Here is a 17,535-nt window from a genome sequence, read left to right as displayed (position 1 = left end):
TTCCTAACGTTCTTTGCCGCAAGTAATAATCACCGACGGTAAAGCCGTGTCTGTTCGTTACGCGATGAGCCGACCGGCCGGCGGATCGATGGCCAGTACGAGACGGCGTTCGCCGGTCGCGCTGATTGGCGGCGAGCGGTGGAGAATGGTGGGCGGGTCAAGCAGCAACCGCCCCTTAAACACGCCCACCGCGCCGGTTGGCACCTCGCAGATCGCATCGGTGGCATCAATCCGGGACCACTGGGTGCCCGGACCCACATAGGTGCACAACAGCCGCAGCGTCACGGAGTCGGCGTGGAAGCGGCGGCAGGCATCGGTTTCGATCACTTCCAGTCGCAGCCGCAACCGATCCTCGCCGGTCAGCGCGGCATGGCGTGCCACCAACAATCTGATATCCTCGGCGAGCAGCGTCGCCACCGGATCGGCATAGCCCGCGTCGGCAAGTGCGCTATCGATCGGTTCCTCGTCGGCAAGGTCGAGCGACACATCATCGACCGTGTCGAGGTCGAGGTATGCCAGCGCGGCACGTAGCGCATCAGGCAGCGATCGCCACCAGATGGCCAGGGCGGCATGGGGCCGGGCAATGGCGTCGAGCGAAGCACGACCATGGCCGAACGCCACGATGTCATCGAGCATGGCAAGGGTCACTCGGCCGGCTCCAATCGGCGCTCGGCCCAGGTCGGGAACGGATCGCGCAGGCCCGTCCACAGCGCTGGAGTGAAGGCAGCGGCGGGCACGAGGCAGGCGTCCAACCGCGTGCGAATTCTCGCCTCGTCCATGCCGATGCCGATGAACACCAGTTCCTGCCGCCGGTCACCCCAGATCATGTCCCAGTGCTTGGCGACGAATTCCTCGAACCGGCCGTCATCGGGCCATTGGTGCTTCGGGATCGACGCCCACCAACGGCCCATGCGCGCGGTCTCGGTCTGGCTGCCCGCCACCGCCAATTCGCCGACCCAGTCGGGTCGGGTCGCCAGCCAGAAATGCCCTTTGGCCCGCACGACATGGTCGAGCCCGCCATCGGTCAGGAAGGCATGGAATTTCGCCGGGTCGAAAGGCGCCCGCGCACGATAGACGAAGCTCTCGATCCCATATTCCTCGGTCTCGGGCTGATGATGGGCATAGCCGTACAGCTCCTTGGCCCAAAGTGGGTGGCGAGACGCCTTCTCCTCGTCGAACAGGCCAGTAGCGAGCACCAGATCCAGATCGACGCGCGAATGATCGGCGGGCACGATGACTGCATCGGCGTTGAGGCTGGCGACCAGCTTCTTGACCACCGCCAGTTGCTCGGCGGACACCGACGACGCCTTGTTGACGATCACCACATCAGCAAACTCGATCTGCTCGACCAGCAGGCCGACCAGGCTGCGGGTATCGTCCTCACCCATCGTCTCGCCGCGGTCGGCCAAGAAATCCTGGCTAGAATAATCGGCGAGCAGGTTCACCGCGTCGACCACCGTCACCATCGTGTCGAGACGCGCGACATCGCCCAGCGATACCCCGTCTTGGTCACGGAACGAGAAGGTGGTGGCGACGGGCAGCGGTTCGGAGATGCCGGTGCTCTCGATCACCAGATAGTCGAACCGCCCCGCCTCGGCGAGCGTCCGCACCTCCACCAACAGGTCGTCGCGCAGTGTGCAGCAGATGCACCCGTTGGTCATCTCGACCAGCGCCTCCTCCGACCGCGACAGTGCGGCCTCTCCGCCCCGCACCAGGTCGGCGTCGATATTTACCTCCGACATGTCGTTGACGATCACCGCCACGCGCCGCCCCTCGCGGTTGGCGAGGATGTGGTTGAGCAGCGTCGTCTTTCCGGCCCCCAGAAAACCGGACAGCACCGTCACTGGCAGGCGGGTGTCGTGCAGCGAATGGCTTGCCATGTCAGTTATCCAATGAGATACGTTACAACATTACATAATCATGAGTTTCAGCCGATGTCCAGTAGCTCCCCGATCACGGGCGATCGCCCGCCGCGCTGGCTCGATGGGGTCGCGGTGACCGCTTCGGTCCTGTGTCTGTTCCATTGCCTCGTTCTGCCCGCAATCCTGGTGGCGCTGCCGGTGCTGGCGACCATGTTGGCAGTGCCCGAGAGCTTTCACGCCTTCGCCTTCGTCCTCGCACTGCCGACCAGCGCGCTGGCGATGACTCCTGGCCATCGGCGTCACGGGTTGCGGTGGTCTTTGGTTGGAGCGGGGATCGGTCTGACGCTGCTCGGCATCGGCGCGTTCGCAGTCGACTCGGAAGCGGTGGAGCGGGCGATCAGCAGCGTGGGTGCGGTCCTGCTTGCGGTGGCCCATGTCGGCAACTGGCGGGCCCTGTCGCACCGGACGCCCGCGCGCCCCGCATGCGCGATGGAGGAACAGGCATGAGCGGCATTCTGGCGGGGGGCGGGCGCGCGTATTCCGGTCTCGTTGCTGACCGGGTTCCTCGGCAGCGGTAAGACGACGGTCCTCAACCATCTCGTTCGCTCGCCGGGCATGGCGCGGGCGCTGGTGATCATCAACGAATTCGGGGCAGTCGGGCTCGATCATGATCTGGTCGCCCGCTCGGACGACGATCTGGTGGTCGAGATGATGGGTGGATGCCTGTGCTGTACCATCCGCGGCGACTTGTCGCGGACGCTGCGCGACGCGCCGTGGCGGTTCGCACGGGACGGGCAGTGCTGGTTCGATCGGGTGGTGATCGAGACCACCGGGCTGGCCGATCCGGCGCCGATCCTCCACACCCTGATGACTGATCCGCGTCTGGAGGCGCTCTACCGGCTCGACGCGGTGATCGCGACGGTGGACGCCGCGACCGGCATGGCGACATTCGATACGCAGCCGGAGGCGGTGAAGCAGGCGGCGGTCGCCGATCGTCTGCTGCTGACCAAGACGGATCTGGTCGACGCAGCGGGGCAGGGGGCGATCCTGGGCCGGTTGGCCGCGCTCAATCCGGCCGCGCCGGTCATCGCCGTGACCGATGGAGCGGTCGACCCGTCGCTGTTGTTCAATGTTGGGTTATGGGATCCAGCCAGCAAGAGCGACGACGTGCGCCGCTGGCTGGCGGAGGAAGTGCATCACGCTGGACACCATCACCACCACCATCACGACGTGAACCGTCATGACGACGGCATCCGCGCGACCTGCCTGACCTTCGACACGCCGCTCGACCCGCTCGCGTTCGAGCGGTGGCTGGGGCTGCTCACGATGTTCAAAGGCGACGATGTGCTGCGGATAAAGGGGATCGTGAACCTAGCGGGGCACCACGCCCCCGTGATCGTCCACGGGGTGCAGCATGTCTTTCATCCGCCGGTCGAGCTGGAGCAGTGGCCATCGGAGGACCGGCGCACGCGGATGGTGTTCATCACCCGCCGGATCGATCCCGAAGAACTGCGCGGCACGCTGGCGCTGATGACGATGGGGCTGAGCGACGTGCAGTTGCAGGGACTGGTCGAGCAGGTCGCTGCGGACCTTCCAGCATGATTCATCAAGCTGCCGCTTTCCCACGTCGTCGCGCTGGTGAGATCGACGAACTGATCTGCACCATTCTCACCGGGGAGGCTCGCCCGCTCAGTGCCTATGACATTGCCGGGCAGGCCAGCCAGGACGGACGGCGTGTCGTGCCTGCGCAAGTGTATCGCACGCTCGCGCGATTGGTGCGTCAGGGGCGCGTGCTGCGGATCGAGATGCTGGGCGCCTATGTCCCGCGACCGGCATCGGCAGACCTGTGCCTGGTCTGTCTGGAATGCCACGGCGTGCAATTGGTCGAGAACCCGGCGCTGCGCGTGATCCATAGCGATGCGACCGGTCGGCGGTTCCGACTGGCCGCGGCCCCGGTGGAGGCCGGTGGCCTGTGCGGGACATGCGCCGATGGTGCGTCGGTAGAGCACCGCCCGAATTCATGACCGTTCCGTCCCGTCAAACGCGGGTGAAATTTCATAACAACAAGGATCAATTGCCATGTTCACCGAAGAGATGGTCCACAAAGCCCTGCAGACCTGGTGCGACAATGTCGTCGCGGTCGGCAAAGCCCATTCCGACGGCGCCGATCCGCGCGCCGTCGCGGCGCAGGTACTGACCGACCATTACGATTATGACGCCGGCAAGGTGCTGTTCAAGCCGACCCTGACCTTCGGCACCCGGACCTTCCGGCCGACGAAGGAGGGCGCGCTGGCCTATTTTGTGGGCGGAAGCGACGAATTTCCCGACGACACGGGGTTCAAGCTGAAGCCCTGGGTGAAGGTATGGTACAGCAAGGAGGACTTCATCCTGCATGGCGATCTCGCGATCGTGCAGTGCAATGTGCATTTCATCGGTCAGGACGACAGCCACATCTTCGTGAACAAGAGCTTTGTGTTCAAGGAATGCGAGGACGGCAAGGTGCGTATCATACTTCATCAGTCGTCTTTGCCGTATCAGCCATAATCTCTGATAGATTCGCTATGATTATCATATTTTCAGATTAAGCAATACTGCACAAGCAGTATAATTAACGATTTTCCTATCGTTGCACCTTAGGTTGATTTATCCGGATTGGCTAAGTTATAATTGTGCCGGCACACTGCGTGGGCGTGTCCTAAGCGTTGTGTTATGCCCCTAACTGATTATTAATCGGAGGCATCGGAACGGTGTCTTTGCCCCAGATTTTTCGGTTTTTGTACCTGGAGTGGCTGAGCCTGCAAACCTGGTTCAGAACCTGAATGAATGGCGGAGTTTGGGGAGCAGGTGGGGCAGCCTGAACGGCCGCAATTGGGTCAGTGCAGAAGCGAGTGGCTGATCTGCCGGTGTCACAACCGTTCGGTTGTGACACCAGCACGCGAGTGGCTGTTTTCTGCTAGGTTCGCCGTGTCAAAAGCCCGCGTCAGATTGTCTGCGTGAGGAATGACCGGTCATCCGGTGCATGTTCACCATCTGCCCTCGTTTCATACCTGCGAGATGAACAAACGTCCGCGTCCGGGAGGAAGAACAATGCCGCTGAACGACCGGAAATGGGTCTTCGTGCCGCCTTCGGTTATCCGCTGCGTAGCATTCCAGCACTTGTTTGCGTGTGCCCCCTGCTGTACCCCTCAATGTGCAACTCGCTGATAGGCGGGTTGCACGGTGACGAAAAAGCAATGACTTAGCGCGCGGAAGAAATAGGTCAGGAATCCTGTCTCCCGATATTTGCCGCCAAATCCTGCAAACTTATCTCATCGGCCGCAACGTGAACCGCGTGATTTCGGACGGCACGCCCAACCGGAGCGCGAAGCCCGGCCACAAGCCGGTGCCGTTGCTGACGTAGAGCGTCATGCCGCCGACTTCGTACCGTCCCGACACGAACCCGGCATTGGCCCGCGCGACGATCCGGTCGAGTCCCGCGATCATGCCGCCATGGGTGTGTCCGGACAGTTGAAGCGCGACACCGCGTGCGGCGGCATCGCGTGCCTTTCCGGGTTGATGGTCGAGAAGAAGGATCGGCGCCTTGGCGGGTGCACCTCTCAGCGCGAGAGCAAGGTCGGGTCCGGGCGCGCCGACGCTCGGTGCCGACAGGTCAGTGACACCGGCCAGTACCAGCCGTCGGCCGCCGCGTTCGATCGCCGCATGCGCGTTGGGCAGCATGCGGAACCCCATGCCCGACAGGTGCCGCATCCACGCGCCGTAATCGAAGAAATATTCGTGATTGCCCGGGATGGCGTAGACCCCGTCCGGCGCGCGCAGCAGTTGCAGGGGCGCTACGTCATGGCGCCGCATTTCGACCGATCCGTCGATGAAGTCGCCGGTCACGACGATCAGGTCGGCACCGGACGCGTTGGTGCTATCGACGACGGCCTGCGCCCAATCGGCCGTGAAGAGGCGGCTGATATGCAAGTCGGTAAGTTGGACGACCCGATATCCGTCGAAGGATGGCGGAAGGTCGCGGATCGCCACCGTCACGTCCTTGATCGGCGGAACGCGCAGCGCGTTGGCGACCCCGATCCCGGCCAGCACCGCGGCCAAGCCGGCAATGGTGTAGCGCAGCGCGTCTGGTTCCCGGATCGCCTCCCGCCTTACCAGCATGGTCAACAGTGCTCCCACGTCGATCACCAGTTGGAGCACCGCAAGCAGGACCAGCGCGCCGAACGCCCAGTTGAAGAGGATCACGACCAGACGCGGGAACTCGGGCGCGAAGACCGAACCCGACGATAGTCGACTCCAGAAATGGAATTGCGACGCCGCGAGCATCAGGATGCCTGCGGGAATCTTGGCCCAGAGCGGCAACGGCAAGGGCCAGAGCCAGCGCGCCAGGACGATCAGCGCCGGTACGGCAAAGACGACATTAAAGATGGGACGCGCTCCGGCTTTTGCAGGCAATGTCGCCTGTAAACGAGGCGCACGCCGTACGTGTCCGCCACATGCCACGGGGGAGGGGGCTTGGATATGATTTCGACGCGGCCCGCCGTCGCAATAACAGCGGTGCGCGACGAAATCACATGGCCTCGGTCATCACCGCGAGGGATGGGCGAGTATCGGGTACAGACGTCCGCGTCATACTCGCCCGCACTTCAGCGGGGCCAACCATCAAGGCTGGCCGACCACCGGTTTCAGGCCGTTGCACCGCCGTCGATGTTGAGCGTCGTGCCGGTGATGTAGCTCGCATCGGGCCCGGCGAGGAAGGCGACCGCGCCCGCGATCTCCTCGACCTTGCCATAGCGGCCGAGCGGGATCGCCTGCAGCACCTGCCCGGCGAATTCGCTGTCGGCGGGGTTCATGTCGGTGTCGATCGGTCCCGGCTGCACGGTGTTGACCAGGATATTGCGCGGGGCGAGGTCCTTGGCCCAGCCCCGGGCCAACGCCGCGACCGCCGCTTTAGTCGCGCTGTAGACGGTGGTCGCGGGGAAGGCCATTTCGCCCGAGATGCTGCCAATCAGGATGATCCGGCCGCCGTCCCGCAGATGCGGCAGCGCTGCGCGGGTGCCGACGTGCAGGCCCTTCACATTGACGCCGAACTGACGATCGTACGTCTCGTCGGTATCCTCGGCGATCGAAGAGAATTCGGCCACGCCGGCATTGTGGACCAGGATGTCGATCCCGCCCAGAGCGGCGGCGGCCTGTTCGACGCCCGTCCGCTGCGAGGCGGGATCGGCGGCGTTGGCCTGGAAGGCGAAGGCGGTGCCGCCCGCGCTCTCGATCGCTGACACGGTAGCGTCGGCGGCGGCTTTGTTGCCGGCATAGGTAATTGCCACAGTCGCGCCATCCGCCGCCAGCCGCTTGGCGATGGCCGAGCCGATGCCGCGCGATCCGCCGGTGACGAGCGCTGTCCTGCCCTGAATCGACATAGATATTCTCCAAAAATGCTGGCCCGCGATCACGCCGTCGTGCGCTGTCGGCAGGCAGGAAATGGGATGACACTTCAATAGTTCAAGAACACCGAACTATTAAATCGGAGATTGTACCCTATATCGGTTATATGGCCCGCTTCACGCATCCACGACTGGAGGACGTTCCGCTCGATCTGGCCCTGCACGCGCTGGCCGATCCCAATCGGCTGGCCATGGTGGCGCGCCTCGCCGAAACCGAGCGGCTGAGCTGCACCGATGCTGCGCCGTGCGAGACGATCCCTAAGAGCACGCTGTCCAACCATTTGAAGCTGCTGCGCGCGGCAGGGCTGATCGAGACGACGCAGGCGGGGCGTGAAATGATCAACACGCTGCGCCGCGCCGAATTCGACCGGCGCTTTCCCGGTCTGCTTGACGCGGTGCTCGCCAACCGGCCGGCGTGATTACCCGCCCATCGCGTTGAGTTCGGCCACCACGTCTTCGGGCAGCGTCAGCGCGGCAGCGGCGAGGTTCTCGGTAAGGTGCGCGACCGACGAGGTGCCGGGGATCAACAGTATGTTGGGCGATCGCTGGAGCAGCCACGCCAGCGCGACCTGCATCGGCGTTGCTTCAAGCCGGGCGGCCACATCGGAGAGTGTCGCCGACTGAAGCGGGCTGAACCCGCCGAGCGGGAAGAAGGGCACATAGGCGATGCCCTCCGCTGCCAGCGCGTCGATGAAGCCATCGTCGTCGCGGTGGGCGAGGTTGTATTGGCTCTGGACGCAGACGATTGCGGCGATGTCGCGGGCTTCCTCGAACTGTGTCGGCGTCACGTTGCTGAGGCCGATATGGCGCACCAGCCCTTGGCGCTGGAGATCGGCCACGGCCTTGAGCGGCGCGGCCAGTGATCCTTCCGCCGGCCCGTGGACATCGAACATCAGGCGCAGGTTGACGACGTCGAGCGTCTCCAGCCCGAGGTTGGTCAGATTGTCCTCGACCGCACGGGCCAGTTCGTCCGGCGCGAATGCGGGCAACCAGGATGCATCGTTCCCACGCCGCGCGCCGATCTTGGTCACGATCAGCAGGTCGTCGGGGTAGGGGGACAGCGCTTCTCGAATCAACTGGTTGGTGACGTGCGGACCATAGAAGTCGCTGGTGTCGATATGGTTGACCCCGGCCTCGACCGCCACGCGTAGGACGGCCAGCGCCGCATCATGGTCGCGCGGCGGACCGAATACGCCGGGCCCGGCGAGCTGCATCGCGCCATAGCCGAGCCGCTTTACCTTGCGTCCGGCGAAGGAATAGGTGCCTGCCTGATCGATCGTCATCGTCTTATCTCCTGTGCTGGCACCGAGATACGGCTTGCGGATCATAGCGATAAGCCGGAGTGATCCGCACGGGCTGTACGGAAAACCGAACGATGAAGGCTGACCTTGCCGATCTCAATGCGTTCCTGGCGGTCGCGCAAGCGCGGGGGTTTCGCGATGCTGCGCGCACCGTTGGATCGAGCGCTTCGACGCTCAGCGAGGCGGTGCGGCGACTGGAGGCGCGGTTGGGCGTCCGGCTGCTCCATCGCACCACACGCAGCGTCGTGCCGACCGAGGCGGGGACCCGGCTGATCGAACGTCTGGCGCCGGCACTGGGCGAAGTGGAGGCGGCGCTCGACGTCGTGAACCTGTTCCGCGACCGGCCGGCGGGGATGCTCAAGCTCAACGTGCCGGTCAGCGCGGCACGGCTGGTGCTGCCGGCGATCCTGCCCGGCTTCCTCGCCGCCTATCCGGACATTCAGGTCGAGATCGTCGCCGAGGACGGCTTCGTCGATATGGTGGCGTCGGGCTGCGATGCCGGCATCCGCTATGACGAGCGGCTGGAGCAGGACATGATCGCGGTGCCGATCGGCCCGCGCGTCCAGCGCTTCGCGACAGCGGCGGCACCGACCTATCTCGATGCGCGCGGGCGGCCGGACCATCCGCGTGACCTGCTCGACCATGCCTGTCTGCGCGGCCGGTTCAGCAGTGGTGCGCTGACCAGCCCGTGGGAGTTCGAGCGCGACGGCGAGATCGTACGGATCGAGCCGCAAGGACCGTTGATCGCCGGTGTCGCCGGCGCAGTGGACCTGTTGGTCGATGTAGCGGTGGCGGGCGGAGGGATCATCTACCTGTTCGAGGACTGGCTCGCGCCGGCGTTGAGGAGCGGGGCGCTCGAACCGGTGCTCCCCGACTGGTGGCAATCCTTCTCGGGCCCGTTCGTCTATTATTCCGGCCGCCGCCTCGTGCCGCCGCCGCTGCGCGCGTTCCTCGACTTCATCCGCGATTAGGGCATCGCGAGCGGTTCGGGACTGCTTGGCGGCGGGAACAGGGCGTCGAGGTGCCGTGGCTCGGCATCGGACAGTGTCAGGTCCAACGCCGCCCGATTGTCCCGCACATGGGCGATGGACTCGGCCTTGGGTAGCCGAACGCGCATCGATTCCGCCCAGGCAGCGAAGCTGCGCGCGTTGTTCGCCGGCTTCTCCGCGCCACCTCGCGCGCGGAGAAGCCGGCGAGTCCGGACTCGGCGATCAGCATGGACCCCTTGGACAGAATGATCTCTTCGAGTTCGGCGCGGCTGTGGTCGGATCGGCACCCCATGAAGCGCAGGGGGACTGTAAATTGAGCATTGTCCAATTTATATATTGAGCGCCGCTTTATTTATGGTAGCGTGGTGGCGAATCGAGGAGGTCGGCGATGTCGCTGCTGCGATTGATCGTCGGGTGCGTGGCTCTGGTCCTGTTGTGGCAGGAGGTGCGGGGGCTGCGCGACCGCGTCGAAATGCTCAAAGCCTGCGTCACCGCAGCGATCCCGGCGGCGGAGGAGGCACCGCCGGCCGTCCCCGCTCCGCCCGAGCCGTTTCAAGAGCCGGAGCGTGCCGCATACCGATTGGCGGAGCCAATGGTCGAACCGGTGGTGTTGCCGCCAGTGGCGCCCGTCGATCCCCCGCATGAGGCAGACGTCGAGGAGCCGGCGCGGACCGGGGAACAACTCCAGTCGTCGCGCTTCGAGAATATGTTCGGGCGGCAGCTGCCAATCTGGGCGGGCGGGTTGACGCTGGCGGTCGCGGGGGTGCTGATCGTCCGCTATTCGATCGAGGCGGGGCTGCTCTCGCCATGGGTGCGGGTGGTGCTGGGCCTGCTCTTCGGCACGGGGTTGATCGGTGGCGCGGAACTGGCGCTGCGCCGCGACACGGCGGTGCGCGACCCGCGCGTCCGCCAGGCGCTGGCGGGGGCGGGCATCGCCACGCTCTATGCCGTGACGTTGGCGGCGGCGCATTTGTACGACCTGATCGGGCCGGGGACGGCGTTCGTGGCGATGGCGCTGGTGACGGGACTGGCCGGTGCGCTCGCCTTGCGCTTCGGCGCACCGAGTGCGTTGCTCGGGTTGGCGGGTGGTCTCGCGGCGCCGACGCTGGTCGGTGCCGGCGAGCCGAACGTGCCGCTACTGACATTGTATCTGGCGCTGACCGTCGGCGGGCTATGCGCGCTGGGCCGGCAGCAGCGCTGGTGGTGGCTGGGCGCGCTGGCGCTGGCCGGGGGCTTCGGCTGGGGTGCCATGTTGATCCTGGGCGGGGCGCTCGATCTGGCGGCGGCGCTGTCGGTCGGCCTGTACACGCTGGCGCTCGCCATCGTACTCCCGCTTTTGTTGATCGGCGACGGTGCCGCGCTGCTGCGGGTGGGATCGAGCGTGCTCGGCTGCGCGCAGCTGGCCGCCTTGGTCGCGCTGGGCGGTTTTGCGCCGCTCGACTGGGGCTTGTTCGGGCTGATTTCGCTGGCGATCCTGTGGCTGTCACGACGCGAGCCGCTGTTCGCCGACCTTCCGGCGTTGGCACTGACCGTCGCGATCCTGCTCGGCTTCACCTGGCCCGCGCCGACCGCCGTAGAGATGGGGATACTGTTGGCGGCGCTGGTCGCCATCCACGCCGTGCCTGCTGCCCTGCGCGTGTGGCGCGACGATGCTCGGGCGATCGACGCGCCGATGATGGCGGCGGTCGCGGCAGCGATTGGCATACTGCCGACCCTGCGTTTCGATCATGGCGGCCTAGCGGCCTTGATCGGTGCGGCGATGACGGCGGGCGTGGCTGCGCGCGGGTGGCGCGTCCCCGACCGGGGCGATGATGTCCGCTTTGCGACGCTGGCGATCACTTCCGCGGGATCAATGGCGTTGGCCGCAGCGCAGATGCTGCCCTTTGCCGGATGGGCGTCGGTGGCGGCTGTGCTCTGCGTCGCGATGATGACGCTTGCCGATCTCGCCGACGACCGGCGGATAGAGCGGGCCGCCGGGGTCTTCGGCGCCGCGACGATCCCGTTTCTAGGCGTCGGCGGTGGCATCGGTCGCCTGTTCGGTGAAGCGGGAAGCGGGCAGGTCGCTGCATGGATCGTGCCCGCCATGGCGGGGCTCGCTCTGGCGATCCGTTCGACGGGCACGCGCGCAGCGGTGATGCAGCCGGCGGTGGTGGTGATCGGCTATGGCGCGATGGCGCAGTTCGCCTCGGGAGGCGTGTTGCCGCTCGTACCCGTCGCTATGCTGTTGGCTTTGGCCCTTTCGCGGCGGACGACGATCCTGCCGGGCGCACTGACGGCCACCGCCGTTGCGACGGCCTGGACGATCGCACCGCTGCTGGCGTGGGGTTTCTCGGCGCTGATCGCCGCTACCGGTGCCGTCGTATCCGTCGGCAACCGGCCGAGCCTGAGCACCGCGTTTCTGCGGGTGGCGCTGCCGGGCGGGGCGCTGCTGTTGGCCCTGGGACTCCTGCCCTTGCAAGGTGCCGTTCGACGCGCTGTCGCCATCGGCGCGGGCGTGCTGCTGTTGGTCGCGGCGCATGTCGCGCTGGTGCGGCTGATCGGGATCGACAGCCATGCTGCGTTTCTCGCTCGGTCGATGATGGAGCGGGCGCTGTGGGAGGGGATGCTGGCGATCGCCACAGTCCTCGCCTGGAAAGGGCGACGCGACCGAGCCGCCCTCGCTTTCGGCGCGGTAGCGCTGGGGCACGGCGTGTGGTTCACGGGCATCGTCCTCAATCCACTGTTCGAGCCGCAGCATGTTGGGCCATGGCTGGCGCTGTCCTATGCGATCATGGGCGGGCTGCTGTGGGCGATGCCGCGCCTGCGGCCCGCGGCCCGCGGCCGTCCGCGAGCGTGACGGTGCGCTGATGCTATTGATCGTCGTCGCCGCCTTCACGCTGCTTCGACAGGTCAGCCACACGCCGATGCCGCTTTGGGCCGGCACCGGGGCAGGCGAGCAGATCGCGCGCTCAATCCTCGCGCTGGTGCTGGCTGGTGCGTTCCTGTGCATCGGCATCGTCCGTCGGGCCCGCGACTGGCGCCTTGCCAGCCTGGCGCTGATGCTGGTCGCGGTGGTGAAGGTGTTCCTGTTCGATGCCGCCGGCCTCGACGGCCTTGCACGTATCGCATCCTTCGCCGCGCTCGGCTTCAGCCTGATCGGCGTCGGGTGGCTCTACAGCCGCTACCTGCCCGACGAAATCCGTTAAACTTTCATCGCTATCGCCCGAAACGAAGGGGAGCACTGTCCATGTCCGCACCAGAGCTGTCGCTGCTCGGCAAGCGTCGTTTCGCGCCGTTGTTCGTCGTCCAGTTCCTGGGGGCGTTCAACGACAATCTGCTGAAGTTCGCGATGCTGTTCCTCGCCAACTTCACCCTCTACGCCGCAGCGCCGGCCAAGGCGGAATTGCTGGCCACGATCGCGACCGGCCTTTTCATCCTGCCATACTTCCTGCTGTCGGGCCTTGCCGGCCAGCTTGCCGACAAATGGGACAAGGCGCTGCTGGTGCGTGCCGTCAAGGCCGCCGAGATCGGCATCATGCTGCTCGCATTGGGCGGCTTCTGGTTCCAGTCGGTGCCGATCCTGCTCGCCTGTCTGTTCCTGATGGGCGTGCACTCGACGATCTTCGGACCGGCCAAATACTCGATCCTGCCGCAGCATCTCGGTCGGCATGAGCTGATGGGCGGCACCGGGCTGATCGAAGCGGGGACGTTTCTGGCGATCCTGGCGGGGCAGTTGCTCGGCGGCATCATCCCGGCCTGGGAAGCCGGGTTGGTGGCAGTCGCGGTAGCGGCGGTCGGTTTCGTCGCCAGCCTGGCGGTGCCAAGTGCGCCGACGGCGGCACCGGGGCTTGTCATCCAGCGCAACGTGTGGCGCAGTACGGTCGAAGTCCTGTCGGTGGCGCGGGCGGGTCGCGGCGTGTGGCTGGCGATCCTTGGCATCAGCTGGTTCTTCTCCGTGGGCGCGATCCTGTTGTCGGAATTCGCGCCGCTGGTCAGTGGCACGCTGGGCGCCGGCGCAAATGTGGTGACGCTCTTCCTGCTCGTCTTCTCTATATCGGTCGCCGCCGGATCGCTGGTCGTGAACAAGCTGCTCGGCGGGGAAGTGTCCGCGCGCTACGTGCCCATCGCCGCACTCGGCATGGCTGCGTCCCTGATCACGCTGTGGATCGCAACCCGCAGCTTCACCATCACCACGCCGGGCGCCGACGTGTCGGCGTTCCTGGCGAGTTCTGGCAGCTGGCCGATCCTGGCGGGGCTGGTCGGTATCGCCTTCTCGGGCGGCGTGTTCATCGTGCCGCTCTATGCGATCCTGCAGGTGCACACTGACCCGGCGGAACGGTCGCAGGTGATCGCGGCCAACAACATCATCAACGCCTTCGTCACCGTTATCATGGTGGTGGTCGTGACGGCATTGCTGGCATCAGGGGCCGGCGTCCCGGGGATTGTCGGCGCGCTGGGGTTCGCGACGCTGGCCATCGCGCTGATATCGTGCTGGCTGTTGCCGGAGACGGTGTTCAAGGCGTTGGTGCGGTCGTTACTGGTGCTGTTCTACCGCGTCGACGTGCATGGGGCCGAGAATATGCCGCAGCCGGGTGAGCGTGCGGTCGTCGTCGTCAACCATGTCTCGTTCCTCGACGGACTGCTGCTCGCCGCCTTCCTGCCAGGCAAGCCGACCTTTGCGGTCGCCACACATATCGCGCGCGCCTGGTGGGTGAGGCCGTTCCTGGGCATGTTCGACGCCTTTCCGGTCGACCCGACCAACCCGATGGCGGCCAAGGCGATGGTCAAGGCGGTGCGCGAAGGGCGCACGCTGGTGATCTTTCCGGAAGGTCGCATCACCGTAACCGGCGCCTTGATGAAGGTGTTCGATGGACCCGGCATGGTCGCCGACAAGGCGGACGCGCCGATCGTCCCGGTTCGGATCGCCGGTGCGCAGTTCACGCGTTTTTCGCGTCTGAAGGGCAAGGTGCGGTTGCGCGCCTTTCCGAAGATCGACCTCACCATCCTGCCGCCACGACGGTTCCAGGTGGAGGGCGAGACCGCGCGTCAGCGCCGGGCAGCAGCAGGGGCGAAGCTGTATGACGTGATGAGCAACATGATCTTCGCGACGTCGGATACCGACCGCACGTTGTATCAGGCGCTGATCGACGCCAAGGACGTGCATGGCGCCGGTCGCGCGATCGTCGAGGACGTGAAGCGTGAACCGCTGACCTACGCGCGCCTGCTCACCGGAACCATCGCGCTGGGTCGACCCTTTGCGGCTTTGACCCGACCGGGAGAGGCGGTCGGCCTGTTGCTGCCTAACGTCAACGCCGTGGTCGCGAGCTTCTTCGCGTTGCAGGGCCTCGGCCGGGTGCCCGCGATGCTCAACTATACTGCGGGTCTTGCCAACCTGCGGGCCGCCTGCACCGCCGCCGAGGTGCGCACGATCATCACCGCGCGTGCCTTCGTCGAGCAGGCGAAGCTGGGCGAGGTGCTCGCCGGACTGGAAGCGGCGGGGCTCGCCATCGTCTATCTGGAGGATGTCGGCGCGACGATCGGCGCATTCGCCAAGCTGCGGGCACTGGTCGCCACACGCTGGGCGGCACGACTGCATCGTCGTCACGGCGTGTCGGCCGACGCACCGGCCGTCATCTTGTTCACCAGCGGGTCGGAAGGACTGCCGAAGGGCGTCGTGCTGACGCACCGTAACCTCCTGTCCAACTGCCTCCAGCTGTCGGCGCGGATCGACTTCAACTCGGCCGACGTGGTGCTGAACGCGCTGCCGGTGTTCCATAGCTTCGGGCTGACCGGCGGTACGCTGCTACCGATCCTGTCGGGCGTGAAGACGCTGCTCTATCCCAGCCCGCTGCATTACCGGATCGTGCCGGCCCTGGCCTATGATGCGAATGCGACGATCCTGTTCGGCACCGATACCTTCCTGTCCGGCTATGCCCGGATGGCGCATGGCTATGACTTCTATTCGCTCCGCTACATCTTCGCCGGCGCCGAACGGGTGCGCGACGAGACGCGGCGGACCTACGCCGAGAAGTTCGGCCTGCGTATCCTCGAAGGCTATGGCGCGACCGAGGCGGCACCGGTGATCGCGGTCAACACGCCGATGCACTTCAAGGCGGGCAGCGTCGGACGCCTTCTGCCAGGCATCGAGGCGAAGGTCGAACCGGTGCCCGGGATCGAGGAGGGCGGGCGGCTTTCGATCCGAGGACCCAACATCATGGCCGGCTATCTGGAGGCCGATGCGCCCGGCGTGCTGCAGCCGCCCGAGGGCGGATGGCACGACAGCGGCGACATCGTCACGATCGACGAGGCTGGCTTCGTCACGATCAAGGGGCGCGCCAAGCGCTTCGCCAAGATCGGCGGCGAGATGGTGTCGCTGCCTGCGGTCGAGGGCTATGCCGCCAAGCTGTGGCCGGGTGCCGAACATGCCGTGGTGACGCGCCCCGACGCGCGGAAGGGCGAGCACCTGGTGCTGTTCACCACCCAGGCGGGAGCGGCCGCAGGTGCGCTTCAGCAATGGGCGCGCGGCAACGGCATCGCCGAACTCGCGATCCCCAAGGACGTGCGGGTGATCGATGCGCTGCCGGTGCTGGGCACGGGCAAGCTCGACTATGTCACGATGACCGAGCGTGCGGCAGAAGCGACGAGGTCCGTGGCCGAAGAAGAGGACGCCTAGCCTGCGATGTCCGCCCAGCTGAGATCGAACCGCGCGAGATATTTGCGCAGGCGATCGGCGTCGTTGGTCGAGGTGCGCTGGCGGCGCGACGCGGCGAAGAGGGTGCGACCGGCGTCGGACAGCGAGCGGCTGGCGCGGCAGGTCTCGACGACATGCGCCAGCTGGACACGATCGAAGGGATCGAGCGCATCCAGTTGCTCGCCGGTCATCAGGGTCGATAATATGCCTGCTTCCGTCTTTCCGCTGCGCCATAGCCGCTGCAGGCGCACAATCTCGGCGATGACGCAGTCGAGATTGATCCGCCCAGCCGGGCTGAACGTCGCCATCCGCGTCACGCTGGCGGCGAGGTCGCGGAAATTGCCGGGCCAGCGTGCCTCGGCACTGGTCGCGAAGGCGAGATAGCGATCGCGCGCCTCCTTGTTGAAGGCGATGCGGTCGCCCTCGCGCTCGGCATGGCGATCGAGTTCATAGTCGAGGTTGGGCGCGATGTCCTCCCGCCGCTCGGCAAGACCGGGGAGGGCGAAGGTCCAGAGGTTGAGCCGCGCATAGAGGTCGTCGCGGAACGTGCCGTCCGCCACGCATGCGGCGAGGTCGCGATTGGTGCCGGCGATCAGCTGAAAGTCGCTTTCCACCTCCCGGTCGGCGCCGACCGGCAGGAAGCGCTTGTCCTCGATCGCGCGCAGGATCATCGCCTGTTCGTCGAGGCCGAGCTCGCCGATTTCGTCGAGGAACAGGACGCCGGTGTCCGCCGTGCGTAGTAGGCCCGCACGATCGGCGGCGGCACCGGTGAAGGCGCCCTTGCGGTGGCCGAATAGGGCCGACATCGCGCTATCGCCTTTCAGCGTGGCGCAGTTGACCTCGACCAACCGCACCATGTTGGTCCTGGCCGACTTGCTATCGATCATCCCCCGGATGATTAGTTCAACGCTCGTCTCTCATCCCTAAGGACGGGGCGACGGGGATTGATCCGGCGCTTGTATCTGCGCCATCGTGCCCGACGTCCGGTAATCGTGGGCCGATCGTGTTCGCGGGCGATCTGCATCCTTTTTGAAGGTGATCCCCGCCTCAAGCACGATCCGTCACACCGAAACATAGCTCGTCACGACGCCGCGTTCACCCAACCCCGCCACCAGCGCACGCAACTGCTTGCGCCGCAGCGGTTTCGCTGCGGGACTACCCGTCGTCCGACGGCGTCGCGACCACCTTACCGCACACGCCACGTTGATGCCGAACAGTTCATCGGTTGGTGAAGCGCGCCGTCTTTAAGGTGGTTGAGGCTATGAGCGTCGAATG

15 protein-coding genes are annotated in these 17,535 nt (G+C 65.8%); 9 read left to right on the top strand and 6 right to left on the bottom strand.

Features of this window, described 5'->3' with window-relative positions:
• Positions 1-57: 57 nt before the first annotated feature.
• Both ACQHGV_RS08120 and ACQHGV_RS08115 read right to left on the bottom strand, forming a co-directional pair.
• Complete coding sequence (locus tag ACQHGV_RS08120) at positions 58-636, bottom strand: DUF1826 domain-containing protein (RefSeq protein WP_440977797.1); 579 nt, start codon at positions 634-636, stop codon at positions 58-60.
• A gap of 8 nt (positions 637-644) precedes the next feature.
• Positions 645-1,880 (bottom strand): GTP-binding protein, encoded by a 1,236-nt coding sequence (locus ACQHGV_RS08115; protein ID WP_440977796.1) that lies wholly within the window; start codon positions 1,878-1,880, stop codon positions 645-647.
• A gap of 54 nt (positions 1,881-1,934) precedes the next feature.
• On the opposite strand from ACQHGV_RS08115, the gene ACQHGV_RS08110 reads away from it, so the two are divergent.
• The 4 genes from ACQHGV_RS08110 to ACQHGV_RS08095 are packed head-to-tail and all read left to right on the top strand — an operon-like array spanning position 1,935 to position 4,406.
• A complete protein-coding gene (locus tag ACQHGV_RS08110; RefSeq protein WP_440977795.1) occupies positions 1,935-2,369 on the top strand; it encodes a MerC domain-containing protein in 435 nt (144 codons plus the stop codon).
• A gap of 42 nt (positions 2,370-2,411) precedes the next feature.
• On the top strand, positions 2,412-3,464 hold the full coding sequence (locus ACQHGV_RS08105; protein ID WP_440977794.1) for a CobW family GTP-binding protein: 1,053 nt from the start codon (positions 2,412-2,414) through the stop codon (positions 3,462-3,464).
• On the top strand, positions 3,461-3,886 hold the full coding sequence (locus ACQHGV_RS08100) for a Fur family transcriptional regulator (RefSeq protein ID WP_440977793.1): 426 nt from the start codon (positions 3,461-3,463) through the stop codon (positions 3,884-3,886). The genes ACQHGV_RS08105 and ACQHGV_RS08100 overlap by 4 nt, the downstream gene beginning before the upstream one ends.
• Before the next feature lie 55 nt (positions 3,887-3,941).
• The gene (locus ACQHGV_RS08095; protein ID WP_440977792.1) at positions 3,942-4,406 is read left to right on the top strand and encodes a hypothetical protein; all 465 of its coding nucleotides are present in this window, start codon (positions 3,942-3,944) and stop codon (positions 4,404-4,406) included.
• Between the two features lie 759 nt (positions 4,407-5,165).
• Here the strand turns inward: ACQHGV_RS08095 and ACQHGV_RS08090 are convergent.
• Both ACQHGV_RS08090 and ACQHGV_RS08085 read right to left on the bottom strand, forming a co-directional pair.
• Positions 5,166-6,311 carry a metallophosphoesterase gene (locus tag ACQHGV_RS08090; RefSeq protein WP_440977791.1) on the bottom strand — a complete coding sequence of 382 codons (1,146 nt, stop codon included), beginning with the start codon at positions 6,309-6,311 and terminating at the stop codon, positions 5,166-5,168.
• A 230-nt stretch (positions 6,312-6,541) separates the two neighbouring features.
• The gene (locus tag ACQHGV_RS08085; RefSeq protein ID WP_440977790.1) at positions 6,542-7,276 is read right to left on the bottom strand and encodes a 3-oxoacyl-ACP reductase family protein; all 735 of its coding nucleotides are present in this window, start codon (positions 7,274-7,276) and stop codon (positions 6,542-6,544) included.
• Between the two features lie 131 nt (positions 7,277-7,407).
• On the opposite strand from ACQHGV_RS08085, the gene ACQHGV_RS08080 reads away from it, so the two are divergent.
• Positions 7,408-7,719, top strand: a complete 312-nt coding sequence (locus tag ACQHGV_RS08080) for an ArsR/SmtB family transcription factor (protein WP_440977789.1) — start codon at positions 7,408-7,410, stop codon at positions 7,717-7,719.
• On the opposite strand, the gene ACQHGV_RS08075 is transcribed toward ACQHGV_RS08080, so the two are convergent.
• Positions 7,720-8,583, bottom strand: a complete 864-nt coding sequence (locus ACQHGV_RS08075; RefSeq protein WP_440977788.1) for an aldo/keto reductase family oxidoreductase — start codon at positions 8,581-8,583, stop codon at positions 7,720-7,722.
• A 92-nt stretch (positions 8,584-8,675) separates the two neighbouring features.
• On the opposite strand from ACQHGV_RS08075, the gene ACQHGV_RS08070 reads away from it, so the two are divergent.
• The 4 genes from ACQHGV_RS08070 (at position 8,676) to ACQHGV_RS08055 (ending at position 16,242) form a co-directional block, all read left to right on the top strand.
• Entirely contained in the window at positions 8,676-9,572 is an 897-nt protein-coding gene (locus tag ACQHGV_RS08070; RefSeq protein WP_440977787.1) for a LysR family transcriptional regulator, read from the top strand.
• 406 nt (positions 9,573-9,978) lie between these two features.
• A complete protein-coding gene (locus ACQHGV_RS08065) occupies positions 9,979-12,426 on the top strand; it encodes a DUF2339 domain-containing protein (RefSeq protein WP_440977786.1) in 2,448 nt (815 codons plus the stop codon).
• Positions 12,427-12,436: 10 nt separating this feature from the next.
• A complete protein-coding gene (locus tag ACQHGV_RS08060; protein WP_440977785.1) occupies positions 12,437-12,775 on the top strand; it encodes a DUF2339 domain-containing protein in 339 nt (112 codons plus the stop codon).
• 41 nt (positions 12,776-12,816) lie between these two features.
• Positions 12,817-16,242 (top strand): acyl-[ACP]--phospholipid O-acyltransferase, encoded by a 3,426-nt coding sequence (locus ACQHGV_RS08055; RefSeq protein WP_440977784.1) that lies wholly within the window; start codon positions 12,817-12,819, stop codon positions 16,240-16,242.
• On the opposite strand, the gene ACQHGV_RS08050 is transcribed toward ACQHGV_RS08055, so the two are convergent.
• Positions 16,239-17,147, bottom strand: a complete 909-nt coding sequence (locus tag ACQHGV_RS08050; RefSeq protein WP_440977783.1) for a sigma 54-interacting transcriptional regulator — start codon at positions 17,145-17,147, stop codon at positions 16,239-16,241. The genes ACQHGV_RS08055 and ACQHGV_RS08050 overlap by 4 nt on opposite strands.
• Positions 17,148-17,535 lie beyond the last annotated feature (388 nt).

Source organism: Sphingomonas pseudosanguinis, assembly GCF_052056765.1.
Taxonomy (GTDB): domain Bacteria; phylum Pseudomonadota; class Alphaproteobacteria; order Sphingomonadales; family Sphingomonadaceae; genus Sphingomonas; species Sphingomonas pseudosanguinis.
The sequence above is the reverse complement of the archived record's forward strand: the minus strand, read 5'-3'. Positions and strand labels throughout refer to the sequence as shown.

What these genes read in the sequence shown, in the direction of transcription:
- ACQHGV_RS08120 (WP_440977797.1), bottom strand. Translation starts at nt 636, where the DNA reads ATGCTCGATGACATCGTGGCGTTCGGCCATGGTCGTGCTTCGCTCGAC.
- ACQHGV_RS08115 (WP_440977796.1), bottom strand. Translation starts at nt 1,880, where the DNA reads ATGGCAAGCCATTCGCTGCACGACACCCGCCTGCCAGTGACGGTGCTG.
- ACQHGV_RS08110 (WP_440977795.1), top strand. Translation starts at nt 1,935, where the DNA reads ATGTCCAGTAGCTCCCCGATCACGGGCGATCGCCCGCCGCGCTGGCTC.
- ACQHGV_RS08100 (WP_440977793.1), top strand. Translation starts at nt 3,461, where the DNA reads ATGATTCATCAAGCTGCCGCTTTCCCACGTCGTCGCGCTGGTGAGATC.
- ACQHGV_RS08095 (WP_440977792.1), top strand. Translation starts at nt 3,942, where the DNA reads ATGTTCACCGAAGAGATGGTCCACAAAGCCCTGCAGACCTGGTGCGAC.
- ACQHGV_RS08085 (WP_440977790.1), bottom strand. Translation starts at nt 7,276, where the DNA reads ATGTCGATTCAGGGCAGGACAGCGCTCGTCACCGGCGGATCGCGCGGC.
- ACQHGV_RS08080 (WP_440977789.1), top strand. Translation starts at nt 7,408, where the DNA reads ATGGCCCGCTTCACGCATCCACGACTGGAGGACGTTCCGCTCGATCTG.
- ACQHGV_RS08075 (WP_440977788.1), bottom strand. Translation starts at nt 8,583, where the DNA reads ATGACGATCGATCAGGCAGGCACCTATTCCTTCGCCGGACGCAAGGTA.
- ACQHGV_RS08070 (WP_440977787.1), top strand. Translation starts at nt 8,676, where the DNA reads ATGAAGGCTGACCTTGCCGATCTCAATGCGTTCCTGGCGGTCGCGCAA.
- ACQHGV_RS08065 (WP_440977786.1), top strand. Translation starts at nt 9,979, where the DNA reads ATGTCGCTGCTGCGATTGATCGTCGGGTGCGTGGCTCTGGTCCTGTTG.
- ACQHGV_RS08060 (WP_440977785.1), top strand. Translation starts at nt 12,437, where the DNA reads ATGCTATTGATCGTCGTCGCCGCCTTCACGCTGCTTCGACAGGTCAGC.
- ACQHGV_RS08055 (WP_440977784.1), top strand. Translation starts at nt 12,817, where the DNA reads ATGTCCGCACCAGAGCTGTCGCTGCTCGGCAAGCGTCGTTTCGCGCCG.
- ACQHGV_RS08050 (WP_440977783.1), bottom strand. Translation starts at nt 17,147, where the DNA reads ATGATCGATAGCAAGTCGGCCAGGACCAACATGGTGCGGTTGGTCGAG.